Below are 12,575 nucleotides of genomic sequence, written 5' to 3' on the forward strand. Positions count from 1 at the left end.
GCGGGTAGCGCAGACGACGCCCGATACGCGTCAAGAAGTCATTCTAGAGACGGCGACGTAACGAGGGCAAGTGAAATATGCGCGAATGCTTGTGCTGCGCACGCAGGCATTGATCGCCGTCATATCGGCCTGCGACACGGTGTCGCACAGGGCGCGAGCCCGCGGCCGCCTCTGTTGCGCCACATCCACGCGTGCGCACTGCGTCTCGCCGAAACATGCGCGTTGCGCGTATGCCAGCGGCACGGAAAGCGCGGCATCTCGTCGCATCGTTGGGAACATTCCGAAAGGCCCGCAAGCACGCGCATTCCGCGCAATTGCCTTCATAAACTACGTAAACAGCGTCTGTAAAACAGGTGTCACCAACGCTGTCCGCGTAGTACCCGCCGTGCCGCTTAGTGCCTGAACGCGCTTCGAATGGCCTCACTTTCAAATAGGACTCCGAAGGAGAACGACGATGAAGAAATCGCTGCTGTGCCTGGCCCTGTCCGGGGCTGCCGGATTGCTCGCACTGAATGGCCCCGTACAAGGCGCCACATACTCCAACGGCTCGGCGACGGCAACGATGCTGGTGTCGCTGACCATTCTGCCGGGGTGCACTATTGCGGCGACGCCGATGACGTTCACGCCCGTGCAAGGCTCGGCCACCGGGCCGGTATCGAGCACCTCGACGCTGACCGTGATCTGCACCTCGTCCACCGGCTACAACATCGGGCTGAACGCCGGCACCACCGCCAGCTCCACCGAGACCAGCCGCCTGCTCGCGGGCACGCTTACCGGCAACACCACGACCATTCCGTTCGGGCTCTATCAAGACTCGGGCCATGCCACGCCGTGGGGCAACACCCAAGGCACCAATACGCTGGGCGACTCGGGCAGCGGCGTGCTGAAAACGTACACCGTCTACGGGCAGGCAACACTCTCGGCCACCATGCCGACACCGGACGTCTACACCTCGACGGTGACGGCGACCGTGTATTTCTGAGGCCATCACGATGACGACTCCCTCGAGACCCGACGCCCGCCGTCACGCCGCCCGGGCGGCCAGCGGTGCCTTTGTCGCCCTGTTGACGCTGGGCGTGACCGACGGCAATGGCGCGAGCCTTCAGGTCTCGCCCGTGATCGTCAGTCTGGCACCGGCGCAACCTGCGACCACACTCACCCTAGGCAACACCGGCGACCTGCCGATTCACGGGCAACTGCGCCTGTACGTCTGGACGCAGCGAGATGGCGAGAACGTGCTCATGCCGACCGAAGCCCTGATCGCCAGCCCGCCGATCCTGCGTATCGAGCCCGGTGAGCAGCAGATCGTGCGGCTTGTGCGCCTGAGCGCCGAGCCCACGCAGGGCGAGCAGAGCTATCGGCTGCTGGTCGACGAACTGCCTGCCGTGGCGGAGGCACCGGCCGAGGGCGTCACCATCCGCCTGCGCTATTCGCTGCCGGTATTCGTGCAGGCAACCGACGCGCAGGCGCCGTCGCTGCGCTTCGACATGCACTGGCTGCGAGGTGAATTGGAAGTACACAACGACGGGGAACAGCACGCCCAGTTGGGCGCCACGCGCGTGCTTGACGCCACGGGCCGGAGCGTTGAGCTCACGCACGGGTTGCTGGGTTACGTACTGGCCGGGCAGACACGGCGCTTTGCCGTGCGGTGGCCGTCAGGCGCACCGCCGATCCCGCCGTTCACCGTGGAGTCGCGCATCGATACGGTGCCGATGCGGTTTGCTGCCAGCCCCACCGCGGATGGCGAGCGGTAACCGTGGCTGTGCGGCCCTCGCGCCCCTCACCCCCCACGACCGCGCCCTCGGCCGCCCCGAGCGGCGCGGCGTGGTGCGCGTGGCGTCGGGTGCGGTGGCCAGCGTCATGGTGTCGACAATGGCCTTGAGCGGTCCGGCGTCGAGCGCGGGCGCATTGGCCACTGCGGCGGCGGCCGAGCCGTCCGTAGCCGAAGCACGCACCGACGTGCCTGCGGCAACGGTGATGGCGCCGCCGACGCCGACGTCCCCTGCCCGGCCCGACGGTCGCTACGTTCTCGACGTGCTCATCAACGGTCAGCCGACCGGGTTGCTGGCCCCGTTCACGCGGCGCAACGGCCATTGGTTCGTCAACGCCGGCGACTTGCGCCGGCTTGGCCTGTCTGCCAACGCACTGCCGCGTGACGACGCGCGGGAAGTTGCGCTCGATACGCTCGACGGCGTGCAGGTTGCCTACGATGCCACGCACCAGCGCCTCGATCTTCGTCTGGGCGACGCGTGGCTCACGCCCTATCGCGTCGGGGGCATGCTCGCCGAGGCCGTGAACGCCACGGCCGACCCCGGCCTGATCGTGAACTACGACGGCTACTTGCAACGCGACCGTCACACGCAGGCGTCGGTGTGGAGCGAAGTCCGTGGTTTCTGGTCGGGGGCCAGCGTCTCGCAGACCGGGCTCATCGAACACTCGCCATGGCGGCGCGGCTACTTGCGCTACGACACTGCGTGGCAACGCAACGACCCGGCCACGCTGACCAGTTGGACGGCGGGCGACCTCATTACGGGCTCGTTGTCATGGTCCCGCTCCGTGCGGATTGCGGGGCTGCAATGGCGACGCAACTTCAGCCTGCGCCCCGATCTGGTCACGTTCCCCGTGCCTGCGTTGCGAGGCAGCGCCGTCGTGCCGTCTTCGGTCGATCTGTATCTCGACGGTGTGCGGCGCTTCGGCAGCCGCGTGCCGCCGGGGCCTTTCGTGATTCAGGAGGCGCCGGGACTGACCGGCGATTTGCAGGCAAGCGTCGTCACACGCGATGCGCTCGGGCGCGAGCAGATCACGACCGTGCCGCTCTACATCGATCCACGGCTGTTGGCCAAGGGGCTGTCGAGCTTCTCGCTGGAAGCCGGTTTGCCGCGCGACGACTATGGCGTGCGTTCGTTTTCGTATCGGCATCATCCGGTCGCCTCGGTGGCGGCGCGATATGGGGTCACCGACACGCTCACGCTGGAAGCGCAGGCACAAGCGGGTCGACGTCTCGCGATGGGTGGTGTCGGCGCGCTAATCGCGTTGCGGCGCGCCGGGGTGATCAGTGCGGCGATGGCCGCGTCCGGCGGACGCCGCACCGGCGCTCAATGGAGCGCGGGCTACCAGTACATTTCGCGGCGCGTGAGCGTCGATGCGCAGATCATCCGCACGGCGGGCCGATATCGCGATCTTGCATCGCTCGACGGGTCACCCGCCGCCGATGCCAGCGAACGTGTCAGCGTCTCGGTGCCGTGGGGACGGGGCGGCACGGCGTCGCTCGCCTACTTCGGCCAGCGTGCGCCGCGCCAGCCTGCCACGCGCGTGCTGTCCGCCAGCCTCAACGTGCCGGCCAGCTCACGCGGCATGCTCTCGATCGGCGGCTTTCGCGACCTCGCGCGACGGCGCTCGCACGGGGTGTTCGCCATGTTGAGCCTGCTGCTAGGGAATGGCGTGCTGGGGAGTGCCTCCGTCACGCAACAGGACGGTCAAACCCAAGCGTGGGCGTCGGCAGGACGCACGCCCGACTACGGCGGCGGCTGGGGTTGGCAAGTGCTCGGCGGGCGGGCCTTTTCACAACGCACCGCGCAAGGCGAGCTGCGCTATCTCGGGCGCCATGGCGAAGTGTCGGCATTGGCACAGCAAGTGGGCCGTCAGCGCGGCGCAGCCCTCGGCATGACCGGCGCCCTCGTCGTCATGGACCGCAGCCTGCATGCCACGCGGCGCACGTACGACGCCTTCGCCCTCGTCAGCACCGACGGCCGCGCCGATGTGCCCGTGTTGCGCGAATCGGTGCCGATCGGGCATACCGATGCGCGTGGCTACTTTCTCGTGCCGGATCTGAACGGGTTCGAACAGGCACGTATCGGCATCGATCCCATGCACCTGCCCGCCGATCTGGAGGTCGTGACGACCGAGCGGCGCATTGCGCCGCAAACGGGCGCCGGCGTGCTCGTACGCTTTCCCGTGCGGCGCTATCAAGCGGCGCTGATCACGCTGGTGAGCGCGGCCGGTGTGCCGCTCAAACCCGGGGCATCGGTGCGGCATGTGCAAAGCGGCTTCATCACCGTGGTGGGCTACGACGGCGAGGCGTTCATCGACACGCTCGCCCCGCGCAACACGCTCGAATCGCACGATGGCGTGCAGCGCTGCCGCGCAACGTTCGACTGGCGAGCCCCGCCCGATGGCGAGATTGCCCGCGTCGGCCCGCTCGTGTGCATTCCCTTCGGCGCGCTGGCACACGATGCCAAGTCGCGCGGCCCGGGTGCGCAGGCGTCGACAGCCCGGGAGGATGGTTCATGAGATTCATGAGGTTCATGACCTTACCCGTGCCCGTCCGGGTCGCCGCGTGCCTCTGCGCCTTCAGCACGGCCGCTGCGGGGCAAACTTGCTCGATCGGCACGCCGACGCTGGCGTTTTCCGCCTTCAGTCCGATCTCCGGCGCGGCGCTCTCGGCCACCGGCACGATTCCCGTGTCATGCACATTTCCGCTGCTCGGCGGTAACCCGAACGTCAAACTCTGTCTGGCGCTCAACGCCAGCCAGCCGCTCACGCTCGTGAACTCAGGCAACGCGATCAACTTCGGGCTGTTCATCGACCCGGCGTTCTCGACCGCGTGGGGCAACAGCACCGCCAACGTCATCGCGGTGACCATGGCGCGCAACATCCTCGGCGGCACGGTCACGCAGAACGTCAACCTCTACGCACGCATTACGGCATCGCAGACCACCGTACCCACGTCGTCGAACGGCAACACGGTGTACACCCACGCGTTCGCTGCCACCGACGCGACGCTGCAATACGCGTCGTATGCCGCACTCTCCCCTGCGCCAGCCTGCGGCAGCGCAATGACGGCCGCCGCCGGGGTGCCCTTCAATGCCAATGTCACGGTCATCAACAACTGCACGATTGCGGCCGCCAACATCACCTTCGCCACGCAGTCCACGCTCAGCAAGGTAGTCACAGGCAGCAGCACGCTCACCGTGCAATGCACGAAGAACGATGCGTTTCGCATCAGCCTGTCGGGGGGATTGGCGGGCACCGTGGCGGCGCGCTCGATGACGGGGCTCACTGCGTCACGCGTGAGCTATCAGCTCTATCTCGATAGCGGATACAGCACCATCTGGGGCGATGGCACCTCAGGCACGTCGCAGCTCACCGGCATCGGCACCGGTGTCGTGCAGGCCGTGCCGATCTACGCGCGAGTGCCTGTGCAGACGACACCCGCGCCGGGGCTCTACACCGATACGGTCACGGCGACGATTCAGTTCTGAAACCCGGGGGTGGGCGCTCAGATGGCGTCCGCACGCGGCGGCTTGAGCGGCAATACCTGCACGCGATCGCCCTGCTTGACGCCGAGGGCCTTTGCCGCAAGCGGACTGAGCGTGAACGCCCGTCGCTCCGGACGCCCGGTCACAAGCGTGGCGCGAAACCCGCCAAGCCCCAGACACGCGACGAGATAGGGTTCCGCGTTGGCGACCGGCGGCACGCTCCCGTCGTCAGCGCCGATATTCACGCTCAGATACCGGCTGTCGCGCGCCGCACGCAAATCGGCCACGCGCGCTTCGAGCACGGGGCCGCTGTCGAAGATGTCGACGTGCGACCCGGAGCGCAACCCTTCCTGCTCCAGCAGACGCCGCGCGGGCAAAGTGTCGCGATGCGTCACACCGATGGCGGCCTGCGCCTGCGGCGAGAGGAAATCGACGTAGATCGGATACTTGGGCATCAACTCGGCCACGAACGACTTCTTGCCGACCGACGTCAGATAGTCCGCCTGATCGAAATCGATCTTGAAGAAGTGCTGACCGAGCGACTGCCAGAACGGACTCTGCCCGTTGTCGTCGAAGAACCCGCGCAATTCGGCACACACATGCGGGCCGAAGCGCTCCGGGAACTGCGCCATGAAAAGGAAACGCGCCTTCGAGAGCAAGGCGCCGTTGCCGTGTCCCCGCCACGCCGGGTCGAGCAACAACGAGCACAGCTCGCTATAGCCGGTGAGATCGTTCGAGAGCGACAGCGTGAGCATGCGCGACCACACGTTCAGCTCGCGGCTCGCGTGCACGATCGTGTCTTTGCGGTACGTGTAGAACGGCTGTTCCAGCCCCACGGCCGCCTCGATGCCGCACACACCGGCGATGGTGCCGGTCGCGACGTCTTCCATCACGAACAGATAACCCTGCTCGGCCGTTGGCGCCCGGTCGTCCAGCGTGGCCGTCACGCGCTCGAGGCGCGCTTCGAGTGCTGCCGGATCCGGCTTGAACGACGTCATGCCCGGGCCCGCCAGTGCGGCCAGCTTCAACAATGCAGGCAGATCTTCGCGGCGCGCCTGACGTACGACCCGAAGCGATGTGGCCTCGGACGTGCTGTCGTTGGCGCTGATGCTTGCCCCTGCGCCCGAATGTGCCGCCGTGGCGTCGCCCGGCGCCCCGCGATTCGCCGCTTCGTCCTGCACTGGCGAGACTTTCACCGCTTTCGATTGACGCGTCATGGCATATCCGGTGGACAGACGTTGGGACTGCTAGTTGCCGCTAGCTGCCACTACTTGCCGCTAGTTGCCGCTAGTTGCAATACGGGCCGGAGCGACGTTTCCGTCGGTCCGGCCCGAAGTCATACAGGCAGACGAGTGAACACGCGCGCGTGCTCAGTCAAAAGGTCGCCCCGTTCAGGCGGCCTTTGCCGTGGCTGCCAGTGTCGCAACGGCCTTCTCGAGCGAGGCGAGGCCCGCATCGATGTCGGCGAACGGAATGTTCAGCGACGGCGCAAAACGCACCACATCGCCACCGGCGATCAGCAGCATCAGGCCGTTCTTCTCCGACTCGGCCACGATTTCCTTGGCACGGCCGGCGAAGGCCGGCTTGAGCACGGCACCGATCAACAGGCCCATGCCGCGCACGTCGGCAAACACGCCATGACGCGCGTTGATCGCTTCAATGCCCTTGATGAAATGATCGTGACGCGCCTTCACGCCATTCAGCGTCTCGGCGGTGTTGATCAGTTCGAGCACACGCCCGGCGATGGCCGTCGCGAGCGGGTTGCCGCCGTACGTGCAGCCGTGCGTGCCCGGCGAGAAGCTCGCGGCAATCTTGCTGGTGGTGAGAATGCCGCCAATCGGAAAACCGTTACCGAGCGCCTTGGCGGTCGTCAGGATGTCCGGCGTGACGCCATATTGCTCGTAAGCGTAGAGCGTGCCCGTGCGGCCGACGCCGGTCTGCACTTCGTCGAAAATCAGCAGCGCGCCGTGCTTGTCGCACAGCTCGCGCAGGCCCTTGAGGAATGCCGGGTCAGCCGGCAGCACGCCGCCTTCCCCTTGCACCGGCTCGACGATGACGGCAGCCGTCGCGTCCGAGATGGTGGCCTCGAAGGTCTTCAGATCGTTGTACGGCAGGTGCATGATGCCGGCCGGCAGCGGACCGAAACCTTCGGTGTACTTGGCCTGACCGCCCACGCTCACGGTAAACAGCGAGCGGCCGTGGAACGAGTTGAAGAACGAGATGATTTCGCTCTTATCCTTGCCGCCACGTTCAGCCGCATGGTCGAATGCGTAGCGACGGGCCAGCTTGAGCGCGGCCTCGTTGGCTTCGAGCCCCGAGTTGCAGAAGAAGGCCTTGTCGGCGAACGTCGCGTCGGTCAGCGCCTTGGCCAGGCGAAGCACCGGCTCGTTGGTGTAGCCGTTGCCGATGTGCCAGACCTTGCGTGCCTGCTCTTCGATGACCTTCACCAGCTCGGGGTTCGCATGACCCAGCGCGTTGACCGCGATACCGCCGGTGAAATCGACATACTCACGACCTTGCTGATCCCACATGCGCGAGCCTTCGCCGCGCACGGGCACCATCTGGGCAGGAGCGTAATTGGGCACCATTACGTCGTCGAACGTCTGGCGGGTCACAGCGATTGGCTGGCTCATGACTACCTCGTGAAATCTGGGTGCAATCGGGGATTGCGGAGCAGGCCCGGACAACGGTCACTGCCCTGTAAAAGAAGACCTGGCTGGGGGCTCAGGGCGCCGGCGGCGCGCGGGTGTCTTATGGCACCTGACGCGCGTACCCTCGCATTGTAATCAGATGCGGCGCGCGGATACACCGTCGCGCGCATCTGGAACAAACGAATTACAAGAATTACAAGACTTTGCGCAAGAATTCGCGCGTGCGCTCGTGCTTCGGTGCCGAGAAGATCTGCTCCGGATGGCCTTCTTCCATGATCACGCCCTGATCGATGAAGAGCACGCGGTCGGAGACTTCCCGCGCAAACCCCATTTCGTGCGTGACCACCACCATCGTCATGCCCTCTTCGGCGAGCGACTTCATGACTTCCAGCACTTCGCCCACGAGTTCGGGGTCGAGCGCCGAGGTCGGTTCGTCGAACAGCATCACCGTCGGCTGCATGGCCAGCGCGCGGGCAATCGCCACGCGCTGCTGCTGGCCGCCGGAGAGCTGGTTCGGGAACGCGTCGATCTTGTCGATCAACCCGACCTTGCGCAGCAGTTGCTCGGCGACCGTCACGGCCTGATCGCGCTTCAGGCTGTTGACCTGCATGGGCGCGAGAATCAGGTTCTCGAGCACCGACATGTGCGGGAACAGGTTGAAGCGCTGGAACACCATGCCGACGCTCGCGCGCATGGCATTCATGTTCGTCTTCGGGTCTTCGACGTGGAAGCCGTTGACGAGCACTTCGCCGCCGCTGACGTCTTCGAGTCCATTCAGACAGCGCAGGAACGTGCTCTTGCCCGAGCCCGACGGCCCGATCACGCACACCACTTCGCTTTCTTCGATTCGGCAGGTAATGCCGCGCAGCACGTGCGTCTCGCCGTACTGCTTTTGCAGGTTGTTAACGACGATCACCTTGGCCGTACCTCGTTTCCAAATGTTGAACAAATGCCGACAGCACCAGCGTGATCACCCAGTAGATGAGCGAAATCGTCAGGTACGGCTCCCAGTAACGAGCATAGGCGCCCGATACGGTCCGGGCGGCATACGCCAGTTCCGCCAGCCCGATGGCCGACGCCAGCGACGAGTCCTTCACGATCGCGATGGCGTTGTTGCCCAGCGGGGGCAGCATGCGGCGAAACGCCTGCGGCAGCACCACCTTGCGCAGCGTTTGCATGTACGTCATGCCGAGCGAGCGGGCCGCTTCGGCCTGACCGCGGTCGATCGACTGGATACCGGCACGGAAGATTTCCGACACGTAGGCACCCGCGTTGAGCGAGATGGCCAGCACCGCCGACATGAACGCGCCGTGCTGCGAGCGGATTTCACGCGCGAGGTCGCCGCTGATTAGCAGACCGCCCGACGGGTTGATCAGCATCGGCATGAGCGCGAAGTGGATCAGCAGAATCTGCACGAACAGCGGCGTGCCACGGAAAAAGCTGACGTAGAAGCGCACCGGGAGCTGCACACCGTAGCGCAGGAAATACTTGTAGAAGCCATGACGCGCCTCGGCCAGACGGCCGACGCCGAGCACAAGCCCGAGTAACGTGCCGGCGATCACACAGATCACCGTGCATTTGAGCGTCATCAGCGTGCCTTCGACAAACAGAGGCATGTACTCGCTGATGATGTTCCACTGGAACCCACCCATGAAGCACCTTTATACAAAATGAAACGAACCGGCTTGCCGGCAGAAAAACGCTCGCGGCCCGGGGGTTGACGTCGGTGTTCTGACGATCAGCTCACGGGCCGCGAGAGGCCAGATGACTGGCGCGCGTGGCGCGAATCTTACACGCGTTACTTATTGTTGCGGCAGCGCCGGCACGTCGGCGTCGAACCACTGCTTGTAGATCTTGGCGTAGGTGCCGTCAGCCACGATCTTCTTCAGACCGGTGTTGATCTTGTCGAGCGCCACCTTGTTGCCCTTCTTCACGGCAATACCGAAGTACTGGCGCTTGAACTTGCTGTCGTAGACCAGCTTGAACGGCTTTTCCGGATGGCTCTTGATGTAGAACTTGATCACGCCCACGTCGCCCACGGCAGCGTCGACACCGCCGCGGTACAACTCTTCGAGCATGAGCGGCGTGTTGTCGAAGCGCCGGATCGAGGTGCTGGCACGGCCCAGTTCTTCCGAGACGGCGATGTCGCCGGTGCTCGAATTGACCACGCCGACTTGCAGCTTCTTCAGGTCGGCCAGATTGGCGACCTTCGAACCCGGCGACGTGATGATGACCTGATCGGCCGGGAAGTACGGGGCCGAGAAGTCGACCATTTCACGACGCTTGTCGGTGATGGTGATGCCCGAAATGATGATGTCGCGGTCGCCTTGGTCGAGCGTGGCGAAGATGCCTTCCCACGGCGTGCTGACCAGCTTCACATTGAACCCACCAGCCTTGCCGATCGCCTTGATGACGTCGATATCGAAGCCGACCAGCTCTTTTTGCGGCGTTTCGAACTCGAACGGACGATAGGTACCGCCTGCACCCACGGTGTACGTGGGGTCGGCAGCTTGCACTGCCGGCACGGCGGCGAAAGTCGTCAGAAAACAGGCGGCGGCCAGAACAAGGCGCTTCGTCAACATGTTGATTTCCTAGGCGAGAATTCGTAAAAGAGCGCAATGATACTCCTCGCCGACCCCGAAACGAAAAAAACCCGCCGAAGCGGGTTTTCTCGTTGCGATCTCGCGACGTGGGACGCAATTCCCACGGAATGGGAACGCTGCCAGCGCCGTCGTTCAGAACGCGCCGGCCGCGATCGGACCCGCGCTCTCGCCCGGCCCGAACACCACGTCCCGGTACGATTTTCCGGCCGGAATCATCGGATAAACGTCGTCTTCGCGGGCCACCAGCACGTCGAGCAGATACGGCTCGCTCGGGTCGGCCAGCATGCGGGCCAGCGCCGCCGGCAGTTCCTCAGCGCGCGTGACACGGGCACCAGCCACGCCGTAACCGGCAGCGATGGTCACGAAGTCCGGATACGGACGGCCATCGTCGGCACCTTCCGGCGCATTCGGATCGGCAAGCGACGAGGCGACGCGGTTGCGTGCATAGATCATGTCCTGCCACTGACGCACCATGCCCAGCCACTGGTTATTGATCACCAATACTTTGACGCCCAGCCCGTAACGGCGGCAGGTCGACAGCTCGTTGACGGACATGTTCAGGCTGCCGTCGCCATCGATATCGATCACCGGCACGTCCGGCAGCGCGACCTTTGCGCCGATGGCGGCCGGCAGGCCGAAGCCCATGGTGCCGAAGCCGGCGCTCGACAGGAACGTGCGCGGCTCGCGCAGGCGCAGGTGCTGCATCGCCCACATCTGGTGCTGGCCGACGCCTGTCGTCACCACCGCCTCCGGCGGGAGCAGCGCCGCCAGCGCGGCGATCACGTCGACACCGGTCAGCACGCCCGCGTCATCGTTCCCGCCTGACACCGGCGCCACCGGTGCCCGCAGCGGGTGAGCCGCACGGCGCTCAGCAAGGTAAGCGTGCCAGTCCGGCACCTCGCGGCGGGTGGCATGGGCAAGCAGGCCGCTGAAGGCATCGCGCAAATCGGCGTGCACGCCCAGTGTCACCGGCTTGTTCTTGCCGATTTCGGCCGCATCGACATCGATATGGACGATCTTGGCGTGCCGGGCAAACAATGTCGGATCGCCGACCACCCGGTCGTCGAAGCGCACGCCCAGTGCCAGCACAAGATCGGCTTCGTTGACGGCCACGTTGGCCGCGTAGGCGCCGTGCATGCCAAGCGGTCCGAGCAGTAGCGGATGATCGTCGGGCATCGCGCCGAGCCCCATCATCGTGAGCGCCACCGGGCAATTGAGCGCCTCGGCCAGCGCCTTGAGCCGGTCGCTGGTGCCCGACGCGATCACTCCGCCCCCGGCGTAGATGACCGGCCGCTCGCTTTTCGCCAGCAAGGCCGCGATGCGTTGGGCCGTCTCGTCGCTCATGCCGGCCGGCACCGGCGCGGTAAAGCGCTTGTCGGTCGGCTGATCGGGGCGGGCCTGTTGAATGTCTTTCGGGAAGTCGACCAGCACCGGGCCGGGACGGCCCGCCAGCGCGCACGCTGCGGCTTCGCGCAACGCCGCCGGAATGTCGCGCGCCTCGCGCACTTGCCGGGCGAGCTTGGTCACCGGCTTGGTGATCGCGACGATATCCACTTCTTGGAAGGCGTTCTTGCCAAGCCAATGCGTGGCGACATTGCCCGTGATCGCGAGAATCGGCACCGAGTCGCTCGCCGCGTCGGCAATGCCGGTGACCAGATTGGTCGCGCCCGGACCGGACGTCGCCAGACAAACGCCGAGCTTACCGGTGGCGCGTGCATAGCCCTGCGCGCCAAATACCGAGCCTTGCTCATGTTCCGTACGCACCAGCGTGACGGATACCCGCGAAAGCGCGTCGAGCATTTCCAGATTGGCACCGCCCGGGTAGCAGAACACCGTATCGACACCAATCTCTACCAGCGTGCGCGCAATGAGGTCCGCACCCTTGGCGGACAACGGGGCAACGGGCTGGGCGACAGCACCGGTGGCGGCTTCGGCGGCAGGCAGAGACAGGTCGAGTTTCATGGGTACGTGGTTTTCCGGCGGTTTCAGACGAACTGTTGCGGTGGGTGCAACAAGATAGGTGCAACAAACTAGCGTCAATCTTATGACGAGGCGCAGGTAAT

Annotated in this window: 10 protein-coding genes; 4 read left to right on the forward strand and 6 right to left on the reverse strand. The window is 65.3% G+C overall.

Annotated features, from left to right (window positions below):
• Positions 1–454: 454 nt before the first annotated feature.
• From PIN31009_RS14210 to PIN31009_RS14225, 4 genes are read left to right on the forward strand one after another with little or no spacing between them, the layout of a single operon-like run.
• Positions 455–982, forward strand: a complete 528-nt coding sequence (locus PIN31009_RS14210; RefSeq protein ID WP_150790657.1) for a Csu type fimbrial protein — start codon at positions 455–457, stop codon at positions 980–982.
• Between the two features lie 10 nt (positions 983–992).
• Entirely contained in the window at positions 993–1,754 is a 762-nt protein-coding gene (locus PIN31009_RS14215) for a fimbrial biogenesis chaperone (RefSeq protein ID WP_150685124.1), read from the forward strand.
• Positions 1,741–4,290 (forward strand): fimbria/pilus outer membrane usher protein, encoded by a 2,550-nt coding sequence (locus tag PIN31009_RS14220; protein ID WP_150790658.1) that lies wholly within the window; start codon positions 1,741–1,743, stop codon positions 4,288–4,290. The genes PIN31009_RS14215 and PIN31009_RS14220 overlap by 14 nt, the downstream gene beginning before the upstream one ends.
• Positions 4,291–4,304: 14 nt before the next feature.
• Positions 4,305–5,261, forward strand: coding sequence for a Csu type fimbrial protein (locus PIN31009_RS14225; protein ID WP_174997166.1), 957 nt, complete (start codon positions 4,305–4,307; stop codon positions 5,259–5,261).
• A 17-nt stretch (positions 5,262–5,278) separates the two neighbouring features.
• Here the strand turns inward: PIN31009_RS14225 and astA are convergent, their stop codons facing one another.
• The 6 genes from astA to ilvB all read right to left on the reverse strand — a co-directional run bounded on the left by astA (position 5,279) and on the right by ilvB (position 12,474).
• A complete protein-coding gene (astA, locus tag PIN31009_RS14230; RefSeq protein ID WP_246185671.1) occupies positions 5,279–6,475 on the reverse strand; it encodes an arginine N-succinyltransferase in 1,197 nt (398 codons plus the stop codon).
• A 174-nt stretch (positions 6,476–6,649) separates the two neighbouring features.
• Positions 6,650–7,891 carry an aspartate aminotransferase family protein gene (locus PIN31009_RS14235; RefSeq protein ID WP_150790660.1) on the reverse strand — a complete coding sequence of 414 codons (1,242 nt, stop codon included), beginning with the start codon at positions 7,889–7,891 and terminating at the stop codon, positions 6,650–6,652.
• A gap of 211 nt (positions 7,892–8,102) precedes the next feature.
• Complete coding sequence (locus PIN31009_RS14240) at positions 8,103–8,825, reverse strand: amino acid ABC transporter ATP-binding protein (RefSeq protein WP_058378385.1); 723 nt, start codon at positions 8,823–8,825, stop codon at positions 8,103–8,105.
• On the reverse strand, positions 8,812–9,561 hold the full coding sequence (locus PIN31009_RS14245) for an amino acid ABC transporter permease (RefSeq protein ID WP_150685120.1): 750 nt from the start codon (positions 9,559–9,561) through the stop codon (positions 8,812–8,814). The genes PIN31009_RS14240 and PIN31009_RS14245 overlap by 14 nt, the downstream gene beginning before the upstream one ends.
• A gap of 150 nt (positions 9,562–9,711) precedes the next feature.
• Positions 9,712–10,491, reverse strand: coding sequence for a basic amino acid ABC transporter substrate-binding protein (locus PIN31009_RS14250; RefSeq protein WP_212677094.1), 780 nt, complete (start codon positions 10,489–10,491; stop codon positions 9,712–9,714).
• A gap of 153 nt (positions 10,492–10,644) precedes the next feature.
• Entirely contained in the window at positions 10,645–12,474 is a 1,830-nt protein-coding gene (gene ilvB, locus PIN31009_RS14255) for a biosynthetic-type acetolactate synthase large subunit (RefSeq protein ID WP_150790661.1), read from the reverse strand.
• Positions 12,475–12,575: the final 101 nt, after the last annotated feature.

The organism is Pandoraea iniqua (genome assembly GCF_902459685.1).
Classification (GTDB): Bacteria; Pseudomonadota; Gammaproteobacteria; order Burkholderiales; family Burkholderiaceae; genus Pandoraea; species Pandoraea iniqua.